Raw genomic sequence first — 22,609 nt, 5'->3', positions numbered from 1 at the left:
GCAGCAGCCTCTTCGGCACGTCGCACGCATCGGGCCGATCGCACACAATCATGCACGTGTCCGGAGATTCCACGATGTCGTTCGACCACCTCGACCTGTCGCCACAGCTGCTGCCGGCCTTCACCGCAGCGCTAGCCCGCGCCGGTCACCACACGCCCACGCCGATCCAGCAGCAGGCGATTCAGCCGATGCTGCAGGGACGCGATCTGATTGCGATGGCGCAGACCGGCTCGGGCAAGACGCTGGCCTATGCGCTGCCGCTGCTGCAGCAACGCTGTCTTGCCCCGGAGACCGCCCCGCGCGTGCTCGGCGCGCTGGTGCTGGTGCCCACGCGCGAACTCGCCGCGCAGGTCGAAGACACGCTGCATCAGCTGGCGGCGCATCTGCCGCGTCGGCTCAAGATCGTTACGGCGACCGGGGGCAGTTCGATCAATCCGCAGCTGCTTGCCCTGCGCGGTGGTGCCGACATCGTGGTGGCCACGCCCGGCCGGCTGCTGGACCTGGTCGATCACAACGCGCTGCGCCTGAGCGAGGTCGCCACGCTCGTGCTGGACGAAGCCGACCGCCTGCTCGAGCTGGGCTTCGGCGCCGAGCTCGATCGCATCCTGGCCTTGCTGCCGGCGCAACGCCAAAGCGTGCTGTTTTCGGCCACCTTTCCGCCCGGCATCGCCTCGCTGGCCAAGCGTCGCCTGCGCGACCCGCTGCGCATCACCATTGTCGCCACGCCGGACGCTGCACCTGCGATCGAGCAACGCGCCATCGCTGTCGACGCCGGCCAACGCACGCAGCTGCTGCGCCATCTGCTGCAAGAGCATGGCTGGTCGCATGTACTGGTGTTCGTCGCCAGCCGGCACACGGCTGAAAAAGTCGCTGAAAAATTGACCAAGACCGGCATCAACGCGCAGCCGTTGCATGGCGAGTTGAGCCAGGGCCGTCGCGAACGCACCTTGTATGCCTTCAAGCAACGCGAGGTGCAGGTGCTGGTGGCCACCGATCTGGCAGGGCGTGGCATCGATATCGACGCGCTACCGGCGGTGATCAATTACGACCTGCCGCGTTCGACCGTGGACTACACCCACCGCATCGGCCGCACCGCGCGTGCTGGCGCCAGCGGGGTGGCGATCAGCTTCGTCTCTGCGGAGAGCCAGCCGCAATGGCGCCTGATCGAAAAACGTCAGGGGCTGCGCGTGCCGACCAGCGTGGTTGCCGGCTTTGAACCGACCCTGGCGACAGATGCGCCTGCGACGGAAAAACCGAACACCGACACACGCGCTCCGGACGACAACGGCGGCATCAAGGGCAAACGGCCAAGCAAAAAGGACAAGCTGCGCGCAGCGGCAGCACACGCAGGCAAACCGGACTGAGAGCGGGGAGTTACGTGTAACGCGCCGTCGTCACGCGGACAAGGCGCGGAAACCGCGCTTAGATACGCAGCATATGCGCAGGCCGGGCAGCGTCCAGCACGCGTCAATACCCGTTTTGTGCACTCTTGGCGCGTTGCGCATTACGACTTCGCACTGAGCAGACATCTGCTGCCGAACACGTGCCTCTTGTAGACCACGCGATCTGTCTTTAGATCAGCTGAGGCAACACGCGGTGAAGGCCAACCGCGTTGCTGATCGCGCCCAAGCAAAATCTTGCCAACGCAGCGGCAATCCACCGCTACGTCTATGCGGCGAAGACTCAGTCCTGCTCGAAATCCAGCTCGCCGCCCATGCCGCTATCGCCATCCACGCGCGGGATGCGCTTGCCGGGCTTGCGCAGGATTTCCACGAAGAACTGCTCGCCGCCTTCGCTGGTGAGCGCATTGATCGAGCGGATCAACTCGGCCGGCGGCAGCGGCGCGGCGCTGGCCTCGTCCACCCCGAAGCGCATGTCGAAGTCCCAGTAATCCGCACCTTCCGGCAAGTCCTTGCGGCGCTCGCGGCGGATGTACTTGCGGATATCGTTCTTGCTGGACTCCAGCAGACGATCGCGGTTCTTGCCTTCGAGGTTGAGCTGGTAGGTCTTGCGCATGGCGACATCGTTCCGGAACTGGCCGCCTATTGTGAGGCCACACGGCCGTTCTGGGTGAATCGGCGGCTGTCCGGGTGGGATTCGGGCCTGCACTGCGACCGAAGCCGGGAACCTCCCCCGACGCGTGCCGGTCCTGGCCTTCGGGCGGAAGCTCGGTCAATCCGCTGAGACACCGCGCCGCTACAACGCTGCAATGGCAGTGGAGTGGGAATCGCGCGAGCGACACTGCCACGCGGTCTCTGCGACGGGGCTCTCGCCACCGTCGCAGACCCAGCTCATGCGTGCTTGGCAGGCGTCGGTGCGCCGCTGTTCTCCGGCCGGATCTTGAACCAGATCGAATACATCGCCGGCAGAAACACCAGGGTCAAAATCGTGCCGGCCAGGGTGCCGCCGATCAGCGTGTAGGCCAGCGTGCCCCAGAACACCGAGTGCGTGAGCGGGATGAACGCCAGGATCGCGGCCAACGCGGTCAGGATCACCGGGCGGGCACGCTGCACGGTGGCTTCCACCAGGGCGTGGAACGGGTCCAGCCCTTCGGCCTCGTTGTGATGAATCTGCCCGATCAGGATCAGCGTGTTGCGCATCAAGATGCCCGAGAGCGCAATCAAGCCCACCAGTGCATTGATGCCGAACGGCTGCTGGAACAGGATCAAGGTCGGCACCACGCCGATCAGCCCCAGCGGGCTGGTCAGAAACACCATCACCATCGCCGACATCGAGCGCACCTGCAGGATGATGATGATCAAGGTGACCGCCAGCATGATCGGGAACAACGGCAGCATCGCGGCAGTCGCCTTGCCGGACTCCTCAATGGAACCGGCCTCCTTGATCTGATATCCGCTGGGCAGTTTGTCGATGATCGGCTGCAACTGCTTGGTGATCGCAGCCGAGACATCCGGCGGCTGCAGTTGGTCGTCGACATCGCCGCCCACCGTGATCGTCGGCACACGATCGCGGCGCCGCAGGATCGGCTCTTCCATCCGCACATCCACGCTGCCCACCTGCGACAGCGGCACGCGTTGGCCATTGGCACCGGCCAGGGTGAAATCGGCGATGCGTGCCGGATCAAAACGTGTCTCGCCGGCCGAACGCGCCACCACCTGCACGCTGCGAATATCTTCGCGCACCAGCGTGATCGGCACACCACTGAGCAGGAACTGCAACTGTTGAGCGACCGCGCTCGAGGTCAGCCCCACTGCCTGCAGACGATCCTGCTCCAGGGTGAAATGCAGCGTTGGTGTGCGGGTGCCCCAGTCGGTGTTGACGGTGCGCAGCATCGGGCTGTCCTGCAGGACCTGCTTCACCTGCGCGGCGATACCGCGCAACACCTGCGGGTCGGCACCACTGACACGGTACGCCACCGGAAATTGCGAGTACGGGCCGAAGGTCAGTTGCGTCACACGCACGCGCGCCTCCGGTGCCAGGCCTTCGGAGACGGCCTTGCGCATGCGCAGCTTCAATGCATCGCGTTCGTGCGGGTTGTCGGTGCGCACCACGATCTTGGCAAATGACGGATCCGGCAACTCCGGGCCCATTGCCAGGAAGAAGCGCGGCGCGCCCTGCCCGATATACGCGGTCACAATCTTCGCTTCGTCCTGCTTGGCAAGCCAGGCTTCCAGCTTGGCGGTGGCGGCGCTGGTCTGGGTGATCGAGGTGCCGTACGGCAGTTGCACTTCCACCAAGACTTCGGGGCGATCGGAGATCGGGAAAAACTGCTTCTTGACGATGCCCATGCCAAGAATCGCAAGCACGAACAACCCGATCACCGAGCCGGCGACCAGCCACTTGCGCGCGATGACACGCTCCAGCGCAGTGCGGAAGCGGTTGTAGCGCGGCGTGTCGTACATCGCGGCGTGGCCGCCTTCGATCTTCTTCAGGTCGGGCAGCATCTTGACGCCCAGATAGGGCGTGAACACCACCGCCACTACCCACGACACGATCAACGCGATTCCCACGATCCAGAACATGTTGCTGGTGTATTCGCCGGCGGTGGAAGCGGCAAACCCGTTCGGCATGAAGCCGACCGCCGTCACCAACGTGCCGGACAGCATCGGCGCGGCGGTATGGCTCCACGCATACGCCGATGCGGCGACACGGCTGTAGCCTTCCTCCATTTTCACCACCATCATCTCGATGGCGATGATGGCGTCGTCCACCAACAACCCCAGCGCCAGGATCAACGAGCCCAGCGTGATGCGGTCGAAATTCTTGCCGGTGGCCAGCATCACCACGAACACCGCTGCCAATGTCAGCGGCACCGCGGCCGCCACCACGATGCCCACGCGCCAGCCCATGCTGACGAAGCACACCAGCATCACCACCAGCAGCGCGACGAAGAACTTGGTCATGAACTCGCCCACCGACGCGTCGATGTTGACCGCCTGGTCGGTGACCTTGCTCAGGCGCATGCCCAGCGGCAGCTCGGCATTGATCGCGCCCACTTCGCTGTCCAGCGACTTGCCCAACTCCAGGCCGTTCCAGCCATCGCGCATGATGATGCCCAGCAGCAATGCCGGCTCGCCGCCACTGCGGATCATGAAGGTGGACGGATCTTCATAACCACGTTTGACGCTGGCGATATCGGACAGCTTCAAGGTGCGGCCCTGCACCACCAGCGGGGTATCGCGAATCTTCTGCAAACTGTCGAGCGCACCGTCCAGGCGAATGAACACCTGCGGTCCACGCGTTTCCACCGACCCTGCCGCATTCAAGGCGTTTTGCGCATTAAGCGCGGCAAACACCTCCTGCGGGCTGACCCCCAGCGTGGCCAGACGTTCGTGCGAGAACTCGACAAAGATGCGCTCGGGCTGCTCGCCGATGATGTTGACCTTCTTGACGCCCGGCACGTGCAACATGCGCTGGCGCAGGCTTTCCGCATCGCGTGCGAGCAAGCGTTGCGGCTCACCCTTGGCCTTCAACGCGAACAGCGCGAAGGTGACGTCGGCATATTCGTCGTTGACCATCGGCCCGATCACGCCGGCCGGCAGGTTGCCGACTTCATCGCCCACCTTCTTGCGCGCCTGATAGAACTGCTCCTGCACCTGGCTGGGCGGTGTGCTGTCCAGCAACGTCAACGTCGTAAACGCAAGACCGGGGCGCGTATAGGTTTCGCTGCGGTCGTACCAGCGCAGTTCCTGCAGGCGCTTTTCGAGTTTTTCGGCGACCTGGTCCTGCATTTCCTGCGGCGTTGCGCCCGGCCAGGCAGTGATGATGGTCATCACCTTGACAGTGAATGCCGGGTCTTCCGCACGGCCAAGCTTGAGGAACGCGACCAGGCCTGCCAGCGAAATCAAAAAGATCAGGAACAGCGTGATGGAGCGCTCGCGCACCGCGAGCGCCGAGAGATTGAAGCGGCCCTCGCTCACGGCTGCGCCCCTGCCGCGCTCGCGGTCTTGGTAGCACTGGTCGCGCCACTGGCAGGCGCAATCGTGTTGGCAATCCGCACCTGCTCACCTTCGCGCAACAGGTGCGCACCCAGCGCCACGATGCGCTCGCCACGCGCCAGCTTGCCGGCCACGTTGGCATGGTCGTCGTCCAGGCCCAGCACCGTCACCGGCCGCCAGCTCACCTTGGCCGGGTTGCCGGCAATCACCCACACCCCCGTCCCCTTGCCCGCATCGAACAGCGCGGCCAGCGGCACCTGCAGCCCGGCCTGCGTGCTGGCGGCCGGGCCGTCGGCAACGCGGATGCTGACGGTAGTGCCCAGCGGCGCATCGGCCAATGCGCCGTCGAGCACGTAACGCGCCTCGAAGGTGCGGGTCAGCCGGTCTGCGCTGTCGGACAGCTGACGCAGCGTGGCCGGCACCGTGACGCCTGCATTGCCGAACAGCGTGGCCTGCGCGACCGAGCCAACCGGCGGGCGCAATGTTTCCGGCAGCTGCACGATCGCCTCGCGGCGCCCGGCATGCGCCAGCCGCACCACCGGCTGGCCGGCGGCCACGACCTGCCCTGGTTCGACCAGTGTTTCCATCACCACGCCGTCGGCGTCGGCCAACAGATCGCTGTAGCGCTTGGAATTGCGGGCCACCTCGGCCTGCGCCTGGGCCGCGCTCAGCTGCGCCTTGGCGGCATCCGCTGCGGCCTTGATCTGGTCGTAGGCGGAGGCGGAGATGGCACCGGTGCCACGCAGATCGCGGTAGCGCGCCTCATCGTCGGCAGTCTGCTGCGCGCGTGCCTGCGCGGCTGCCACCGCGTCCTGCTGCGCGCGTGCAGCGAGCTGGAGATCGACCGGGTCGATCCGCAGCAACGGCTGCCCACGCGTGACCCGCTGGCCGGTATCGACCAGCCGCTCCAGCACCTTGCCGGAGACCCGGAAGCCCAGATCGCTCTGCACCCGCGCGGCGACCGTGCCGGAGAAGCTGCGCGCTGCCGTACCGGCCTCTTCGACGGTGGCCACGCGCACCAGCGGTGTCGCAGTGCGGGGGTCGGGCGGCGGCGCCTCGCCGCAGGCGATCAATGCCAGCGGCAGCGCACACAGGAAAGTGGAGGTAACGAGGCGGCGGCGAAGCATGGAAATCCCAGTGCGTGCTGTTGAAGGCTCGCATCTTGAGACTTGTGACCATATCAGTCAATAGTCACTATCGACTTTCAGGGCGAAAGGCTCCGCAACACCAGACCCGACAGCAGCAGCGGCACCTCGTCGACGTGCTCCAGGCTATGCTGCAGCAACAGCGGATTCATGTAAGGGCGCATCACCACGTAGATCGCCTGGGTGGCCTCGTCCAGTGGCGTCTTGCGCTCGAAATCGCCACTTTGCCGGCCTTGCTGCAGCACGTCCTGCAGCACTTTCTGGATGCGCACCTCGTAAGCGATCACCGACTGCCAGCGCTCGGTCGCCGCCGAGGTCGCAATCTCATACAGCTTGCGATCCTGAAAAAACAAGCGAAGGCTGGCCTCGATGATCACCTTGAACAGCCGCCGCAGCTTCTCGGGCGGCTGCTCGGCCTCGTCCACCGCCGCGCGCACCTCGGTCTCGATCTCGCGCAGGCAGTTGGTGCAGATCATCTCGCCGATGGCCTGCTTGGATTCGAAGAACTTGTAGATGTAGGCCTTGGAGAACCCGATCGCCTTGGCCAGATCGGACACGGCCGTCTTCTCGTAGCCGTAGCGGCTGAAGTGCTCGGTTGCCGCTGCCACGATCTGGTCGCGCACATCGTGGTCGGCCGGACCACGGCCTGAAACGGGATAGCTGGATGCTTTGCTCATGCCGACAGCTTAGCGCTCAAACACAATCCGCACAAAAGTGACCATTTCGTATTATAGTCACAGCCCGCCATTGCCTTCGCCGGTACCGTCATGTCGTCACTTCGCACCCTTGCCGCGCTCATCGCCGCCAGTCTTGCTGCAGGCTGCGCCGTTGGCCCCGAGTACACCCGCCCCTCGGCGCCCCTGCCGGATCGCTATCTCGGCCAGGCAGCGGCCGAGCAGCGCCAGGCCGCTACACAGGCCGATCTATCGACCTGGTGGACCGGTTTCGACGACCCGGACCTGAGCCGTTACGTCACCCAGGCGCTGGCGCAGAACCTGGACCTGGCCCAGGCCAGCGCACGTGTCACCCAGGCCCGCGCCGGGCTGACCGCCGCCACGGCCGCACTGCTGCCTTCGGGCAACATCAGCGGCAACGCGACCCGCGCCTATCAGTCGCTGGAGACTCCGCTCGGCCAGGTGCTCAACAGCACGCCCAACTTCGACCGCTATGCCAGCACCTACGAAGCCAACCTGGGCGCGAGCTGGGAGCTGGATCTGTTCGGCGGCCTGCGTCGCGGGCGCCAGGCCGCACTCGCCGACTACCAGGCCAGCGAAGCCGGTGCAGCCGCCACCCGTCTGGCAGTGGCCGCGCAGACCGCCGACATCTACATCAGCATCCGCGGCCTGCAGGCACGGCTGGAGGTGGCGCAGCGCCAGGTCGCCACCCAGAAAGGCCTGCTGTCCATGGTGACGCTGCTGCATGGCAAAGGACTCGCTCCGGAGCTGCAGCTGCACCAGGCACAAGGCGCGCTTGCACAGGCGCAGGCATCGGTGCCCGGTATCGAAAGCGGCCTGGTCGCGGCGATGAATGCACTGGACGTGATGTTGGGCGTTGCGCCAGGGACGCATCGTGCAGAGCTGGCCACAAGCAAACCCATTCCGCTTGCACCGCGCATTGCCGAAACGGGCACGCCCGGCGACCTACTGCGGCGCCGCCCGGACCTGATCGTCGCCGAGCGCCGGCTGGCAGCGTCGAACGCGCGCATCGGCGTGGCGATGGCCGAGTACTACCCGAAATTTTCGCTCAGCGGATTACTCGGCAGCGCCACCGCCATCTCCGGCGCCAACCTGTTCACCAGCGATGCCAACCAATCTGCCGGCGTGCTGGGTTTGCGCTGGCGGCTGTTCGATTTCGGCCGCATCAATGCGCAGATCGCACAGGCCAAGGGTCAGGAAGCCGAGCAGCTGGCCGCGTATCGCCTGGCCGTGTTGCGCGCCACGGAAGACGTGGAGAATGCGTTGACCGCACTGGTCAAACGCGAGCAGCAGGCAGCGGTGCTATCGCAAGGTGTGGATGCACTGGGCAAGGCGCGTGGTGCATCGGCGCTGGCCTATGAGAAAGGCGTGGTCAGCCTGATAGAAGTCTTGAATGCCGACGACAGCTTGCTGCGTGCCTCCGATGCGCAGGTGCAGGCACGCACCGATGCGGCACGCAGTGCAGTGGCCACCTTCAAGGCGTTGGGCGGCGGTTGGCAATCCGGCGCCACCGATGCGGTTGCGGTGCAGTAGTCGTCACGAGGTTGTATGTTGATGCTGTAGCGCCATCGACGTGATGCCACTCGCTCAAGTGGCATCGCGCAACGCATCGGCGTGTTCAGTGCGCGTGGAAGCGAATGCCCTGATCGATCGTGCATTGATACGCCAGCAGTGCCCCGCGTTGTTGCAGACCCGGCAGGTCGTACATGTAGGTGGTCAGCCGCACACTGTTGTCGGCAAGTACCTGGTAGCGCTGGAACTGCTGGAACGGCCTGCCATCGCTGCTGGCAGCGATGAACTGGGTGTCGGAAAACGCCAAGGTGCCGTCCGCGGTAAGACGGTATGCGCCGATGCGTACACCACCGCGGCTGCGACTGGATGCAGTGCCCGCTTCGGCCGTGCAGCGCGACAGATCGACCGACACCGCCACATTGCGGCCGGCCTCCAACGCATCGATCAGGCTCGCCTGCGTGTTCAAGGATTGCGTGGCGAATGCGGGAACCGCGCTGGCTGACAGCGCAGCGATAGCAAGTGAAAAATACAGACGTGAGGACATGTGCTTTCTCGGTAATGAGGGGACAAACGCACTCAATCGGCGTGGAAGCGGATGCCCTGGTTGATCGTGCATTGATAGGCCAGCACCGGGCCACGTTGTTGCAGACCCGGCAGGTCGTACATGTAAGTGGTGAAACGCACGCTGCCATCCGGGCGCAGCTGATAACGCATGAACTGCTGGATCGGCTTGCCGTCATTGGCCACGGTGAAGTGCGAACCAGAGAATGCGGCGGTGCCGTCCTCGGTGATGCGATAGGCATCGATATGGCGGCCGCCACGGGTCTGGGTGACCGGGGTGCCTTCTTCGGGCGTGCAGCGAGCGAGATCGGTCGTCAGGCTGACGTCATAGCCGGCCTCCAGGGCCGCGAGCACTTCAGCGCGGGTGTTGAGCGATTCGCTGGCCCAGGCGGGTAGCGCGCAAGCGCACAGCGTGGCGAGCAAGGCAGTGGCAGCAAGACGGGGCATGGCGGACTCCAGGCAGACGAGGGGATGAAGCGACCCGGACTTTAATCAGCCCAGGCCGATCAACATGACCCAATCCTGTCTGCACCGGTGCAGTGCGCTACGCATCACGCTGCATGATTGCGCTGTTTGGCGAAGTCGGCGCGAGATGGCGAGATGTGGGCTATACCTACGCGCGCAGACCAAGATCCCGTTAGAAGGAGCGATAAGCCCCTCTCCCATCGGGAGAGGGGTTGGGGTGAGGGTACGGAGCGAAGCTGCTCGCATCGTCCAACTGCACGAGGCTGCGCTCGTACCCTCATCCGCCCCTGCGGGGCACCTTCTCCCGACGGGAGAAGGGTTTAAAGCCCCTCTCCCGTCGGGAGAGGGGTTGGGGTGAGGGTACGGCCACCTACAAACGCGCATTGACCTCGCGCGGCACATGCTCCGGCTCCGGCTGTAACGCCGGCATCGCACCCAACAACAGACGCTCGGCCAACGCACGCGTGGCGACGCGCAACTCCGGCACAGCAGTGATTTCCCAATAGCGCCCACGCAACAGCGGACCAACGCAATACAGCCCCGGCACGATTTGCCCGGCGCCATCGCGCACCCGCAATTGCGCGTCGGTGTCCACACCCAACCCAAGCGGATCGGCACGCAACAGGCCGGCTTCGCGCATGCCGGCGATCAGCGGATCGCTGGTGCGGTCGATGTCGGTATCCAAGCCGGTGGCGCGGATCACCGCGTCGTAGTGACCGGTCTGCGCGTCGGCAGCACCACGCGGGCGGATCACCGCCTCCACGCCATCGGGCACCCAACGTGCACGCAGCAGGCGTGCTGCGGTCACCTGCAATTGGCCCGAGGCCTGCAGCTGCGCCAGTTGTTCTGCCGCGCCCGGCGCAACGCGGTGCCGCGCCACTTCCCAATACGGCCGCAAGTGGCGCAGAAAGCGCGCACGCTCAGGTAACTCAAGCCGCTGCCACAGCGGCTGCAGATGCGGGCGCAGAGCATCCACCACGCGCCGCCAATCGTCGACCACCGCACTCAGCTGACGCACACCGCGCAGCAGGCCGCGCAGGTCGGCGTCCTTGAGCGCGCGCTGCAGATGCGGCGGTAATTCCAGCGCCGCGCCTGGCTGGCGCAGATGCGCCTGTGGTGCCAGCCCCCGCCGCGAGATCGCCACCAGCCGGCCACGATGGCCGCGCGCATGCAGGGTCAAGGCCACATCCACCATGGTCAGCCCGGTGCCGACGATCAGCACGTCATCGTCGGGCGACAACTGCGCCAGGGCATCGCCTTGCCACGGCCAGCCGATGTAGCGCGGATGCACGCTCAAGCGCGGGCCGATGCCGGCAAGCGCCTGCGGCTGCAACGCACCGACCGCCAACACCACGCGGTCGCTATGGAAGGCATCGCCATTGGCCAGAAACACGCGAAACCCCTTGCGCACGCGCTCCACTGCCACCGCCTCTTGCGATAGCCGCATGATCGAGGCCTGCGCGCCGCTGACGGCGGTATCCAGCTCGCTGCGCAGATAATCGCCATAGGCCAGGCGCGGCAGGAATTCCAATCGCCCGCTATCGCCAAGATGCAAGGTATCGGCGAATGCACCGGGCGCTTGCGCATCGATGCCCAGGTCTTTGGCACGCACGTTGAGCAAGTGTTCCGGCCGCGCCGCACCATAGGCAATGCCGCTGCCGAAGGTCTCGGCCACGCCGACCAAAGTGATGCGGACCTGCGCGTCGGCCGTCTGCGCCAGCGCACGAACCAGCGCGGTACCGCAAAAGCCGGCACCGATGACGGTGATATGGGTTTCCATGTGCAACTCCCACTGAATGACCCGCACGTTGTGCCCGTAGCGCGGCGCGAACGTGTAAACAAATGGTTAGCGGCGAGCAAGCGAAAACGCATGAGCTGATCATGGTTGGTGATGAGGCTTGCGTCGCAGGGTGCGCGCGCACCGTATTGCACGCAGATGACAGCGCACGCGACCGCAGGTAGGTGCCGGCGCATGGCTCCCCACGTGGCTCGCAGCGCAGCGCTGCGCACCGCAATTGAGAGTGGCTAACAAAATGTAGCGAGCAGTTGCCGGGGGCATGCAGACAGCGCGCTCAGAACCGGAGTGTACGAGTGGCACATGCCGATTCTGAGCACCGGCCGCGCGCGTCTGGCGGTGAACGCAGTAATTTTGTTAGCCGCTTTTGGATTTTGGGTGCAGCTGCGATGGTACGTCCAACACCGCAATGGCGCCGAACACTGCGTCATGACCAAACTGCTCGATAATGCCTGTTTCCGATCGAGTGCACTCCATGTCCATTCCCGCAGCAGCCACGCAAGTCTCGCCGCGCGATCAACGCGTGCTGATCGCCGGCGGTAGCCGTGGCATCGGCCTGGCCATTGCCGACGCGTTCGTGCGCAACGGCGCGCAGCTCTCGCTGTGCGCACGCAATGCCGATGGCCTCGCACAGGCCGCACATGCGTTGGCGCCGCACGGCGCACCGGTACACACCTTCGCCTGCGACCTGTCGGATGCTGCGCAAATCGAGGCCTATGTGGACGCTGCAGCGCAGGCATTGAATGGCCTGGACGTGGTGATCAACAACGCCTCCGGCTATGCGCATGGCAACGACGATGCAAGTTGGCAAGCCGGTCTGGACGTGGATCTGATGGCCGCAGTGCGCTGCAATCGCGCCGCGCTGCCACACCTGCGCAACAGCGCTGAGGCGGTGATCCTCAACATCAGCTCGATCAACGCGCAGCGCCCCACGCCGCGTGCGATCGCCTACTCCACCGCCAAGGCTGCGCTCAATTACTACACCACCACGCTGGCCGCAGAACTGGCGCGCGAGCGCATCCGCGTCAACGCGATTGCGCCAGGCTCGATCGAATTTCCCGATGGGCTATGGGCACGGCGTCGCGATGAAGAACCGGAACTGTATGCACGCATCCGCGACAGCATCCCATTCGGCGGATTCGGGCAGGTGGAGCACATCGCCGATGCGGCGTTGTTTCTCGCCTCTCCGCAAGCGCGCTGGATCACCGGGCAAGTGCTGGCGGTGGATGGTGGGCAGTCGCTGGGGGTTTGAGCGAGGTGCCTGCGTTGGATAAGATGCCGCTGCACGTGAATTTGCAGGAGCGTGCCTGCGCGCGATGAGGCTTTATCGGTAACGCCTCTCGCGCTCAGGCGCGCTCCTACGAAGCGACGGGCACTCATCCTCTATCCCACGCCCTGGCGACAACGGGCCAGTGCTGGCGGTGGATGTTGGGAAGTCGCTGGGGGTATGAATCGGTTGCCTGCGCTGGAGGAGATGCCGCTGCGCCTGCATCCGTAGGAGCGTGCCTGCGCGCGATGAGGCTTTATCGGTAACGCCTTATCGCGCGCAAGCGCGCTCCTACGAGGCAGCGCACAAGCATCGGCTGCCTGGTGACGAGGCGACGATGCCTCGTTAGCCAACCAACTCTGCCGCCTCGACACTGTGCTCGCCGCGCGCAGGTGCCAGCGCGGCGCTCACCATGGCCGCAGCGATCCGTTCCGCCGGGTTGATGCGGAAACGGCGTGGCAGCAGCGGGCCGAGCGCGCCCAGTACGAGGCTGCCGATATGTTCGCCGGTACGCCGCTCTTCGCGTTCGCCGCCGATCAGGCCGGGGCGTACGAAGGTGAGCGAGGGGAAGCCGACTGCGCGCAGATCGCATTCCAGTTCGCCCTTGACGCGGTTGTAGAAAATCCGCGAGTGCGCATTGGCACCGGCGGCCGAATTCAGTACGAACACCGAGGTGCCCTGCGCGCAAGCCGCGCGTGCCAGTGCCATCGGGTAGTCGTGATCGATGCGATAGAACGCTTCGCGCGAGCCGGCCTGTTTCATGGTGCTGCCCAGGGCGCAGATGGCCGCTTCCATGCGCGGTGCGGTCCAGCGGTCCAGGCGATCAAAGTCGATCACCTGGTTGCGCAGTTTGGGATGGATCTGCGTCAACGGCCGGCGCGTGATCGCAACCACGCCCGTGCAGCGCGTGTCGGTGAGTAACTGCTGCAAGACGTGTTTGCCGACCAGGCCGGTCGCCCCTGCCAACAACACGTCCATCAGTGCGCTCCTGCCATCAGCGTGCGCCCTCGGAGACGATGCGCGCACTGCTGGCGATGCGATCGCGCTCCACAGCCAGCAGGGTCAACGAGTGCGCCGGCGCCCTCCATTCGCTGCCACCGGCCACCACGCGGCCGCCATGGCGCGCGGTGTCGACCAGCACGCGCCAATGTTCATCGTGCATCGCCGGCAGCGTGAACGTCACGCTGGCGGAGGCGGCATTGATCAACATCAGCAAGCTCACGTTGGCGGCGATCTCGCGCAGGCCGGTGGTCGGCGAGCGACCATCCAGGCGCAGCATCAGCGCGCGGGCTTCCGGGTCGTGCCAACCGGCTTCGTCCATCTCGTTGCCGTTGGGCGCCAGCCAGGTGAGATCCTTCAGACCCAGCGCTTCGTCGAACTTGCCGTCGAAGAAGCGGGCGCGATGCAGCAGCGGATACCGCTGACGGATGCGGATCAACCGCCGCACGAACGCGGCCTGATCGGCGGCGGCGGCCTTGCTGGCAGCCGTCCAGTCGATCCAGGTCAGTTCGTTGTCCTGGCAATACGCGTTGTTGTTGCCGTTCTGGCTGTGGCCGAATTCATCGCCGGCCAGCAGCATGGGCGTGCCTTGCGACAGCAACAGCGTGGCGAGCAGATTGCGCATCTGCTGACGCCGCAGCTGCTTGATCGCCGGGTCGTTGGTGTCGCCTTCGACGCCGTAATTGGCCGAGATATTGTGGTCGCTCCCGTCCCTGCCCTCTTCGCCGTTGGCAAAGTTGTGCTTGCCCTCGTAGCTGACCAGGTCGCGCAGGGTGAAGCCATCGTGCGCGGTGACGAAGTTGACCGATGCGGTGGGGCGGCGACCGCTGTGATTGAACAGGTCGGCCGAGCCGGTCAGGCGCGTGGCCAACTCGGCCAGCTGGCCGCCATCGCCGCGCCAGAACGCACGCACGTTGTCGCGGAACTTGTCGTTCCACTCCACCCAGCCCGGCGGGAAATTGCCGACCTGGTAGCCGCCCGGGCCGATGTCCCAGGGCTCGGAAATCAGCTTGGTCTGGCTCAGCACCGGGTCCTGGCGCACCGCATCGAGAAAGCTGCCCGACGGATCGAAGCCGTAGCGCTCGCGGCCGAGGATGGTGGCCAGATCGAAACGGAATCCATCGACGTGCATTTCCTGCACCCAGTAACGCAGCGAATCCATCACCATGCGCAATGCGCCGACGTTGGTCAGGTCGAAGGTGTTGCCGGTACCGGTGTCGTTGATGTAGAAGCGGCGATCGTCGGCCAGACGGTAGTAGCTGGCGTTGTCGATGCCTTTGAACGAGAGCGTTGGCCCAAGTTCGTTGCCTTCGGCGGTGTGGTTGTAGACCACGTCCAGCAGCACTTCCAGCCCGGCGTGATGCAGGCGCGCCACCATCTGCTTGAACTCGGCCACGGTCCGCGTGGACATGTAACGCGCCTGCGGCGCGAAGAAGCCCAGCGTGTTGTAGCCCCAGTAATTGCGCAGGCCTTTTTCCAGCAGATATTGATCGTCGACGAAGGCATGCACGGGGAGCAGTTCCACCGCGGTGACGCCGAGTGAACTGATGTGGTCGATCAGCTCGTCGGTCTTCAAGGCCGAGAACGTGCCGCGATCTTCCGGCGGCACCGCCGGGTGCAGCATGCTCAATCCGCGCACGTGCGCTTCGTAGATCACCGTACGGTTCCACGGCGTCTGCGGCGGGCGGTCCTGGCCCCAGGTAAAGGCCGGGTCGATCACCGCGGATTTGGGCATGAAGGCGGCGCTGTCGCGGCGATCGAAGCTCAGGTCCTTGTCGCGATGGCCGATGGTGTAGCCGAACAGATGCGGCGCCCATTTGAGCTCGCCAACGATCTGCTTGGCGTACGGGTCCAGCAGCAATTTATTGTGGTTGAAGCGGTGACCGGCGTCCGGCGCGTACGGGCCGTGCACGCGGTAGCCGTACAACTGGCCGGGACGCGCGTCGGGCAGATAGCCGTGCCAGACCTCGTCGGTGTATTCGGGCAGCGCCAGGCGCTCCTGCTCGCGGCCGCGCTCATCGAACAGGCACAGCTCCACGCGGGTGGCGTTGCGCGAGTACAACGCGAAGTTGACCCCCAACCCGTCCCAGGTGGCGCCAAGCGGATTGGGACGGCCTTCGCGGATGCGCGAGCGTTGCGTGAACTTGCGGGTGGCCATCGGTAACTCCTGAAAACGGTGAACTCAAAACCAGTGAGCGAATACGAATGCGTGCAGGTGCACGTTCAACCCTGCATGGCGCGGCCAGCAGGGTGCACCATGCAAGATGACAGAGGCACCGTTACTGACGTGCAGTGACGGGCGGGTTGGCCTGTTCGGCGGCGCGTTCTTCGGCGTCCACCAAGCGCTCGGCCATGGCCCAATGACGGGCCGCATGCCCGTCCGGGCGGCCTTCGGCCTCCCAGATCTCCTGTGCCAACTGGCGAAGTCGCGCCTGCCGTTGCGTGTCGTTCATTGCGTACGTTCTCTTAGGGGGTCGTCAACACTGCCACCGGCGCGCGTGCAAACAGCGTGGATAGCGCCAGGCGGCCTTGCTGCGGCTGCAACGTGCTGCCATCGAGCACATTACGGTATGTGCCTTGCGGCAATGCCAACGCCGCCTGACCCCAACGTGCCGGCGGCACCAGCAACGGCAGATCGCCCTCGGTCTCGTCACCGGCGCCTAGCCGCGTGACCGCCACCACCAGCGACTGGCCGCGGTGCTGACGACGGAACGCCAGCACCTGCACATCGCCACTGACCGCAACGTTGAGCGGCTGATAGTCGCCCTGCGCGAACAACGCCGGATGTTCGGCACGCAGCTGCAACAGCAGCGCGGTGAGGCGCGCCTTGACCGCGCCATCGCGCCAGCTGCGCAGCAGCGTGTTCCAGTCGCGCGCCTGCGCCAGCCATTGCTGGCGCTGCGCATAATCGACCGGGCGGCGGTTGTCCGGATCCACCAGCGACAGATCCCAGCCTTCGGTGCCCTGATACAGATCGGGCACGCCGGGCACGGTCAGGCGCAACGTGGTTTGCACCAGCGCATTGCGCGCGCCGGCGGCGGCGATGTGGTTGCTGGCACGCAGCAGCGCGCGCCGCAGCGGCAGCCCGGCGCGGCTGCACAACACCTGCTCCACGGTGGCTTGCACGGCCTGTTCGTAGGCCGGCGAGCCATCGGTCCAACTGGTGTGCAACTTGGCTTCGCGCACTGCCTTGAGCAGCCATTGCGCGATGCGCTCGGCGTACGCGGCCAGCGGCTCGGTCTGATCGGCGCCCAGGCCGATCGGCCAGGCGGCCACCAGGGTCTGCCACAGCATCTGCTGGTCGCCACCGGCCAAGGCGGGCGATTCCAGTGCCTCGGTCAAGGTATCGAACTGAGTGCTCTGCTCGATCCACCAGCGCGGTTGCTCGGACAGCACCGCCAGCCGCATGCGCAGGTCTTCGCCGCGCTTGTGATCGTGCGTGGCGGTGGCAAGCAGCGCGCGTGGGAAATGCTTGGCGCGCTCGAGATTCTGCGCATGGAACTCGGCCGCTTCATTGGCGAAGTGGGTCGGATGGCTGCCGACCTCGTTGCGCGACAGCAGCACGCCGTGCCGATAGAACGCGGTGTCTTCAACCGACTTGGCATTGAGCGGTGCGGACAACTGCTCAACGCGACGACGCAGGATGCGCCGCAGGGCGATCTGCGCACGGTCGGCGCCGGCATCGTCGAGCAACCAGCGCTCGATCGCATCGACGGCCGCAACGATCGATTCTGGCATGCCCTCGCGCGCGCGCGTGGCGGTGGCGCGCAGACGCTCGGCTTCGCTGCCGGTCACGCCCTTGGCACCGGCGTAGGTGCGGTACACCGGGAACCAGCGCAGCAACACGCACAGGCCGCGCGCCAGCATCTGCGGGCTGAACTCGCGCGTTGGCGGATCCAGCCGTGCCAATGCCGACAACGCACCCACGGCGCGATTGAATTCGGTCTGCAGCGGGCCACGCAGGATCTCGTCGCGTGCGGCGCGTTCTTCCTGGGCGAAATCGCCACTACGTCCGCTCACCTTTTGCCAGGCACGCGCCAATGGCTTGAAACCGGCCGCGTCATGCAGCACGCCGCCCACCTGGTCCATGAAGTCGTAACCGGTAGTGCCATCGCAGGGCCAGTCGGCCGGCAAGGCTTCGCCGGGCGCGAGGATCTTTTCCAGATAAAGCGCCAACGTGCCGGGCTTGAGTCCGCGCTGGCGGCCAGCCGCATCCAGCCGGCTGCGCAGCTTGCGCACATAACCGGTGGGGTCGGTGAGGCCGTCCACGTGATCGATGCGCAAGCCATCCAGATGGCCCTCGGCCACCAGCCGCAGCGGCAGCGCATGCACCGCGTCGAACACCGCCGGCAGTTCCACCCGCAATGCGACCAACGAGGTGATATCGAAGAAGCGGCGGTAATTGAGCATGTCGTTGCCCACGCGCCACCAGTTCAAGCGATATGGCTGGCGTTCGATCAGCTTGTGCAGGCGGCCATCGCCGCGTTTGGCGCCGTCGTTGTAGTCGCGCAGCCATTGCGCACGTGCAGCCTTTTCCGGCACCTCCAGCGTCTGCGGACGGATCGGGTAACGCTGGTCGTGATGCGCCAGCGCCGCACTGCCGTCATCCTCGACCACCAGCGTGATCAGGCCTTCGGCCAGTGCGGTGGCATACGGGCGATCCAGTACCGCCAGCCACAACTTACCGTCGCGCCCCGGGGCGCGCCAATCGATGTCGAACCAGTCGGCATGTTTGGCGCTGCGGCCGTTACGCAGCACATCCCACCACCACGCGTTATGCGCGTGCGTGGCCATGTGGTTGGGCACGATATCGGCAATCAATCCCATGCCGTGTTCGCGCGCGGCCTGCGACAAGGCGATCAACGCGGCTTCGCCACCGAGTTCGGGATTGACCACGGTCGGGTCGATATTGTCGTAACCGTGCGTGGAGCCGGGTACCGCAGTGCCGATCGGCGACAGGTACAAATGGCTGATACCGAGGCCGGCGTAATACGGCACCTGCGCGAGCGCATCGTGCAGGGTGAAGCCGACATGCAGCTGCAGGCGGGCGGTGGCGCGAAGGTCGATCATGGATGCGGTTCCGAAACGGCCGCGACGCGACGCGCCTCGGCGAAGCCCTGCAGCGCCGTACTCAGGCGCGCATGCGGCAAGGGATCGGGCAAGCGTCGGCGCCAATTGGGATGGACCTCGACGGTGCCCGGCAGATTGGGTTGTTCTTCCAGCGCCAGCGCGTCTTCCACCGGCAACAAGGCCAGTGGCGAGACGCTGGTGGCGGTGAAGCGCAGCGCGCCCAGCAGCGGGTCGTGCGCGGCGCTGAGGCCGGCGTGTTCGACCGCCGCATCCAGACGTGCAAGATCCTTGCTGCGCGCGATGGCATCGTCGCTCGCCTGCGCGGGCTTGATCAGTTCCAGCTTGCGTCGCCAATCGATATCGCGGCCTTCGCGCCAGCCGGTCAGCGTGGGCAGATCGTGCGTGGTGGTGGTGGCCACCGCATCCGGCCGCCACAACGCCGGCGACACAAAGGCGCCGTTGTCGTCGCGGGTGAACATCAACACATCGATGCCCATCACGCCACGCCGCGACAGTTCTTCGCGGATGCCGGGCGGCACCACACCCAGGTCTTCGCCGATCACGATGGCGCGATGCCGCCACGATTCCAGCGCGAGCAGATTGAGCAGATCGTGCAGCGGATAGGCCAGATACGCGCCCTCATTGGAGCTGGCACCTTCGGGCACCACCCACAGCCGCAGCAGGCCAAGAATATGATCGATGCGGATGCCACCACGGTCGCGCAATACCGCGCGCAGCAGCGCGATATACGGCGCGTAGCCGCTGCGTCGCAATGCAGTGGGCGAATACGCGCCGATGCGCCAATGCTGACCATCGGCATTGAAGGCATCCGGCGGTGCACCCAACACCAGGCCACGCAACACGGTGTCTGCGGCAGCCGCAGCTTCGGCGCCATTCGGGTCGAAGCCCACGGCCAGATCGGCGATCAAGCCGATCTTCATGCCACGCTCGTGCGCCTCGCGCTGTGCATCCGACCAACTGCGTGCTGCCAGCCATTGCGTGAATACATGCAACTGCGGATCGCCGTCGCCGAAATCCTGCGCGGCAAAGCGTGCAAAGCCCTCCAACGCAGCGCCGCCCTCGCTACGAAACGCGACCAGGTCGGCGTGATCTGCTGCGACGCGCGTGTACAGATGGCGCAGCAATTGCCACTTGGCCTGCGCAGACGCCGGCCAGTCGATCAATGCACTGTGATGCAGCGTATCGAAACGCTCGCGCAGCCCAGGCACTTCGTTGATCGCATCCAGTGCCAGTTCGCCGAGCACGCGCACCGGCGCGGCATGCAACGGATCCAGAAAGCGCCGGTCGCTGGGCGAATACGGGCTGTAGCCGCTGGTGACCGGGCGCGAGGCATGCACCGGGCTCAGGGCCAATGCATCGGCACCAGCCAGCGCGGCATGCCGCACCCACTCCACCGTGCCGGACGCGTCACCAATACCACCATCGTCGATGCTGCGCGCCGAATACACCTGCAGCGCCATGCCCCAGGCACGCGGTGCCGGCAATCCGCACGCATCGGCCACGCTGAAGCAGCGTTGCGGCGCCACTGCGACCCGCTGGGTCAGCGCGCCAATTTGCAGCGTCCAGTAACCGAAACGCTGCGGTGCGCGCACCTGTCCTTGCGCATCCGCACGCGCTTGCTCGCTGGCGCCGCTGTCGTCCACCCAACGGCCGCTGGCATTAGGGGCAACCGACACGGGCAATAGCGCGGCCACCTGTACGGTCAACAGCGGTGCCGGCTCGATTGCCTGCGCCTTGCAGCGACGCAGGCTGTCTTCGCGTTGCGTGGCGGTGGCGGCAGGCAGTTCCAGCGCAGTGAGCACCGCATGCAGCGACTGTTCGGACACCTGCCGCGGCTGGTCGCTGGCATCCACCCAATCCACCATCACCCCGGCCGCTGCGGCCAGCGTGTGCAGATCCGCCCTGCTCAGATCGCGCGTACTCATGCGCGCTCCTCATGCCAGGCGATGAAGCCATCGACCGGCAATTCCTGCGCGTCGGCAGCGACGTTTTCAGCATGCGCCACACGTCCGCGCAGTGGCGGCATCGGCACTGCAGCGCTGCCGACGTTGAAGGCGATATGCCACACCCCACCCGGCAACTCCCAGCTGGCAGTCACCGCGCCTTCGGCCAGCACACTGGCGCCCACGGCGCGCGCTTGCGCAAGACCTGGCACCAACCATTGGCGGCGCACGCCCAGCAAGGCGGTGAACCAAGCTGTCCATTGCGCGCCCTCGCCTTGCGCAGCGTCTTCGATCGGCGACCGCGAAGCGGCGAAGGTGGCGTAGCTGTTCGGGTCGGGAATGGTGGCGCGCTGCGCTTCGTCGGCGAATGCGGCGAAGTGGGCAAACTCGCGACGACGGCCTTCGCGCACCGCATCGTCCAGCGGCGGGCCGAAATCGGTGAAGAACAGGAACGGCTGCGTGGCGCCCCACGGTTCGCCCATGAAAAACAGCGGAATCATCGGCGTCAGCGCGGTCAACGCCAGTGCGGCGCACAGGCGTTGTTGCGACACCAGCACGCTCAAACGCTCGCCACGCGCACGGTTACCGATCTGGTCGTGGTTCTGCGCAAAAATCAAAAACTTGTGCGGCGGCAGATCACCACTGGGCTCGCCGCGCACATGTCCACGCGGATCCGGCTGGCCTTGATAGGCGAAGCCTTCGCCAAGCACGCGCGCCAGATGCTGGGTGGGTTGATCGGCGAACGCCGCGTAATAGCCTTCTTCCTCGCCGGTCAGCAATACGTGCAACGCATTGTGGAAGTCGTCGTCCCACTGCGCGGTGTAACCGCGTTGCAACTGCGAGGCCTGGTTGAATTCGTTTTCCAGCACCAGATGCACATGCCGGCCGGCCGGCAGACTGGCCTGCACGGTCTGCCGCAAGGTATCCAGAAAGGCGTTCGGGGTGATCGCGTGCACCGCATCCAGACGCAGACCGTCGAAGCCGTACTCGTGCAACCACATCAGCGCGTTGTCGAGAAAGTAACGCTGCACCTGCGGCTTGCGGAAGTCGATCGCCGCACCCCACGGGGTTGGCTTGTCTTCGCTGAAGAACGGGGCAGCGTAGCTGTGCAGATAATTGCCGTCCGGGCCGAAGTGGTTGTAGACCACATCCAGCAACACCATCAGGCCATGCCCGTGCGCGGCGTCGATCAATGCCTTCAATTCGTCCGGCGTGCCATAGGCTTCCACCGGTGCATACGGCAGCACGCCGTCGTAGCCCCAGTTATGCGCACCCGGAAACGCGCTCAGCGGCATCAGCTCGATCGCGGTGATGCCCATTGCCGCCAGCTGCGGCAATTGCGCCTGCACACCGGCATAGCCACCGCAGGTGCCGACATGCAGTTCGTAGATCACCGCCTCGTCCCACGGCCGTCCCTGCCATTGGGTGTTCTGCCAGGCGTAGCCATCGCTGGGCTGCACGGCGCTGGGGCCATGCACGCCCTCAGGCTGCCAGCGCGAGGCCGGGTCCGGCACCGGTTCGCCGCCATCGATGCTGTAGCGATAGCGCGCATCTGCCGCGCAGTCGATCAGCGCAGTGAAAAAACCATCCTGCCCGGCGTGCAGCGCGCGACGCACGCCGTCATCGAAGACCACATCCACGCCCTTGGCATCCGGTGCCCAGAGCGCAAAGCGCACCTGTCCCTCACCCGCTGGCCATGCGCCCCATGCCGGCAGGGTGTCGTTGCGCTCGTTCATC

16 protein-coding genes and 1 other RNA gene are annotated in these 22,609 nt (G+C 65.6%); 3 read left to right on the top strand and 14 right to left on the bottom strand.

Annotation, left to right across the window (positions count from 1 at the left end; genetic code table 11):
* Window positions 1-74: 74 nt before the first annotated feature.
* A complete protein-coding gene (locus XcyCFBP4188_RS12180) occupies window positions 75-1,364 on the top strand; it encodes a DEAD/DEAH box helicase (RefSeq protein WP_043907252.1) in 1,290 nt (429 codons plus the stop codon).
* Between the two features lie 319 nt (window positions 1,365-1,683).
* Here the strand turns inward: XcyCFBP4188_RS12180 and XcyCFBP4188_RS12175 are convergent, their stop codons facing one another.
* The 4 genes from XcyCFBP4188_RS12175 to XcyCFBP4188_RS12160 all read right to left on the bottom strand — a co-directional run bounded on the left by XcyCFBP4188_RS12175 (window position 1,684) and on the right by XcyCFBP4188_RS12160 (window position 7,221).
* Entirely contained in the window at window positions 1,684-2,016 is a 333-nt protein-coding gene (locus XcyCFBP4188_RS12175; RefSeq protein ID WP_006448752.1) for a DUF6172 family protein, read from the bottom strand.
* A 275-nt stretch (window positions 2,017-2,291) separates the two neighbouring features.
* Entirely contained in the window at window positions 2,292-5,381 is a 3,090-nt protein-coding gene (locus XcyCFBP4188_RS12170; RefSeq protein ID WP_104592206.1) for an efflux RND transporter permease subunit, read from the bottom strand.
* Window positions 5,378-6,526, bottom strand: coding sequence for an efflux RND transporter periplasmic adaptor subunit (locus XcyCFBP4188_RS12165; RefSeq protein ID WP_006448754.1), 1,149 nt, complete (start codon window positions 6,524-6,526; stop codon window positions 5,378-5,380). The genes XcyCFBP4188_RS12170 and XcyCFBP4188_RS12165 overlap by 4 nt, the downstream gene beginning before the upstream one ends.
* 77 nt (window positions 6,527-6,603) lie before the next feature.
* Complete coding sequence (locus tag XcyCFBP4188_RS12160) at window positions 6,604-7,221, bottom strand: TetR/AcrR family transcriptional regulator (RefSeq protein WP_043907254.1); 618 nt, start codon at window positions 7,219-7,221, stop codon at window positions 6,604-6,606.
* Between the two features lie 90 nt (window positions 7,222-7,311).
* On the opposite strand from XcyCFBP4188_RS12160, the gene XcyCFBP4188_RS12155 reads away from it, so the two are divergent.
* A complete protein-coding gene (locus XcyCFBP4188_RS12155; RefSeq protein WP_104592205.1) occupies window positions 7,312-8,772 on the top strand; it encodes an efflux transporter outer membrane subunit in 1,461 nt (486 codons plus the stop codon).
* A gap of 85 nt (window positions 8,773-8,857) precedes the next feature.
* Here the strand turns inward: XcyCFBP4188_RS12155 and XcyCFBP4188_RS12150 are convergent, their stop codons facing one another.
* The 4 genes from XcyCFBP4188_RS12150 to XcyCFBP4188_RS12135 all read right to left on the bottom strand — a co-directional run bounded on the left by XcyCFBP4188_RS12150 (window position 8,858) and on the right by XcyCFBP4188_RS12135 (window position 11,877).
* The gene (locus XcyCFBP4188_RS12150; RefSeq protein ID WP_167393540.1) at window positions 8,858-9,295 is read right to left on the bottom strand and encodes a VirK family protein; all 438 of its coding nucleotides are present in this window, start codon (window positions 9,293-9,295) and stop codon (window positions 8,858-8,860) included.
* A gap of 32 nt (window positions 9,296-9,327) precedes the next feature.
* On the bottom strand, window positions 9,328-9,759 hold the full coding sequence (locus tag XcyCFBP4188_RS12145) for a VirK family protein (RefSeq protein ID WP_006448758.1): 432 nt from the start codon (window positions 9,757-9,759) through the stop codon (window positions 9,328-9,330).
* 388 nt (window positions 9,760-10,147) lie between these two features.
* Window positions 10,148-11,557, bottom strand: coding sequence for an FAD/NAD(P)-binding protein (locus tag XcyCFBP4188_RS12140; protein ID WP_074058441.1), 1,410 nt, complete (start codon window positions 11,555-11,557; stop codon window positions 10,148-10,150).
* Between the two features lie 243 nt (window positions 11,558-11,800).
* Window positions 11,801-11,877: non-coding RNA, sX9 sRNA (locus tag XcyCFBP4188_RS12135), on the bottom strand.
* Window positions 11,878-12,047: 170 nt separating this feature from the next.
* Here XcyCFBP4188_RS12135 and XcyCFBP4188_RS12130 point away from each other — a divergent pair.
* Window positions 12,048-12,824, top strand: a complete 777-nt coding sequence (locus XcyCFBP4188_RS12130; RefSeq protein WP_104592204.1) for an SDR family NAD(P)-dependent oxidoreductase — start codon at window positions 12,048-12,050, stop codon at window positions 12,822-12,824.
* Between the two features lie 360 nt (window positions 12,825-13,184).
* Here the strand turns inward: XcyCFBP4188_RS12130 and XcyCFBP4188_RS12125 are convergent, their stop codons facing one another.
* The 6 genes from XcyCFBP4188_RS12125 to treZ all read right to left on the bottom strand — a co-directional run bounded on the left by XcyCFBP4188_RS12125 (window position 13,185) and on the right by treZ (window position 22,608).
* On the bottom strand, window positions 13,185-13,817 hold the full coding sequence (locus tag XcyCFBP4188_RS12125; RefSeq protein ID WP_074058443.1) for an NAD(P)H-binding protein: 633 nt from the start codon (window positions 13,815-13,817) through the stop codon (window positions 13,185-13,187).
* A gap of 16 nt (window positions 13,818-13,833) precedes the next feature.
* Window positions 13,834-15,996, bottom strand: coding sequence for a glycogen debranching protein GlgX (glgX, locus tag XcyCFBP4188_RS12120; RefSeq protein ID WP_104592203.1), 2,163 nt, complete (start codon window positions 15,994-15,996; stop codon window positions 13,834-13,836).
* A gap of 121 nt (window positions 15,997-16,117) precedes the next feature.
* On the bottom strand, window positions 16,118-16,291 hold the full coding sequence (locus XcyCFBP4188_RS12115; RefSeq protein ID WP_006449754.1) for a DUF2934 domain-containing protein: 174 nt from the start codon (window positions 16,289-16,291) through the stop codon (window positions 16,118-16,120).
* A 13-nt stretch (window positions 16,292-16,304) separates the two neighbouring features.
* On the bottom strand, window positions 16,305-18,908 hold the full coding sequence (gene treY / locus XcyCFBP4188_RS12110) for a malto-oligosyltrehalose synthase (protein WP_104592202.1): 2,604 nt from the start codon (window positions 18,906-18,908) through the stop codon (window positions 16,305-16,307).
* The gene (locus XcyCFBP4188_RS12105) at window positions 18,905-20,854 is read right to left on the bottom strand and encodes a 4-alpha-glucanotransferase (RefSeq protein WP_167393539.1); all 1,950 of its coding nucleotides are present in this window, start codon (window positions 20,852-20,854) and stop codon (window positions 18,905-18,907) included. Before XcyCFBP4188_RS12105 ends, treY begins: the two co-directional genes overlap by 4 nt.
* Complete coding sequence (gene treZ, locus XcyCFBP4188_RS12100; protein ID WP_104592201.1) at window positions 20,851-22,608, bottom strand: malto-oligosyltrehalose trehalohydrolase; 1,758 nt, start codon at window positions 22,606-22,608, stop codon at window positions 20,851-20,853. Before treZ ends, XcyCFBP4188_RS12105 begins: the two co-directional genes overlap by 4 nt.
* Window position 22,609 lies beyond the last annotated feature (1 nt).

The organism is Xanthomonas hortorum pv. cynarae, assembly GCF_002939985.1.
Classification (GTDB): domain Bacteria; phylum Pseudomonadota; class Gammaproteobacteria; order Xanthomonadales; family Xanthomonadaceae; genus Xanthomonas; species Xanthomonas hortorum_D.
The sequence above is the reverse complement of the archived record's forward strand: the minus strand, read 5'-3'. Positions and strand labels throughout refer to the sequence as shown.

Excerpts from the sequence above, each read along its gene's own strand:
- XcyCFBP4188_RS12150 (WP_167393540.1), bottom strand. The coding sequence starts at position 9,295 with ATGTCCTCACGTCTGTATTTTTCACTTGCTATCGCTGCGCTGTCAGCC.
- XcyCFBP4188_RS12145 (WP_006448758.1), bottom strand. The coding sequence starts at position 9,759 with ATGCCCCGTCTTGCTGCCACTGCCTTGCTCGCCACGCTGTGCGCTTGC.
- treY (WP_104592202.1), bottom strand. The coding sequence starts at position 18,908 with ATGATCGACCTTCGCGCCACCGCCCGCCTGCAGCTGCATGTCGGCTTC.
- XcyCFBP4188_RS12130 (WP_104592204.1), top strand. The coding sequence starts at position 12,048 with ATGTCCATTCCCGCAGCAGCCACGCAAGTCTCGCCGCGCGATCAACGC.
- XcyCFBP4188_RS12115 (WP_006449754.1), bottom strand. The coding sequence starts at position 16,291 with ATGAACGACACGCAACGGCAGGCGCGACTTCGCCAGTTGGCACAGGAG.
- treZ (WP_104592201.1), bottom strand. The coding sequence starts at position 22,608 with ATGAACGAGCGCAACGACACCCTGCCGGCATGGGGCGCATGGCCAGCG.
- XcyCFBP4188_RS12175 (WP_006448752.1), bottom strand. The coding sequence starts at position 2,016 with ATGCGCAAGACCTACCAGCTCAACCTCGAAGGCAAGAACCGCGATCGT.
- glgX (WP_104592203.1), bottom strand. The coding sequence starts at position 15,996 with ATGGCCACCCGCAAGTTCACGCAACGCTCGCGCATCCGCGAAGGCCGT.
- XcyCFBP4188_RS12125 (WP_074058443.1), bottom strand. The coding sequence starts at position 13,817 with ATGGACGTGTTGTTGGCAGGGGCGACCGGCCTGGTCGGCAAACACGTC.
- XcyCFBP4188_RS12140 (WP_074058441.1), bottom strand. The coding sequence starts at position 11,557 with ATGGAAACCCATATCACCGTCATCGGTGCCGGCTTTTGCGGTACCGCG.
- XcyCFBP4188_RS12155 (WP_104592205.1), top strand. The coding sequence starts at position 7,312 with ATGTCGTCACTTCGCACCCTTGCCGCGCTCATCGCCGCCAGTCTTGCT.
- XcyCFBP4188_RS12180 (WP_043907252.1), top strand. The coding sequence starts at position 75 with ATGTCGTTCGACCACCTCGACCTGTCGCCACAGCTGCTGCCGGCCTTC.
- XcyCFBP4188_RS12105 (WP_167393539.1), bottom strand. The coding sequence starts at position 20,854 with ATGAGTACGCGCGATCTGAGCAGGGCGGATCTGCACACGCTGGCCGCA.
- XcyCFBP4188_RS12160 (WP_043907254.1), bottom strand. The coding sequence starts at position 7,221 with ATGAGCAAAGCATCCAGCTATCCCGTTTCAGGCCGTGGTCCGGCCGAC.
- XcyCFBP4188_RS12165 (WP_006448754.1), bottom strand. The coding sequence starts at position 6,526 with ATGCTTCGCCGCCGCCTCGTTACCTCCACTTTCCTGTGTGCGCTGCCG.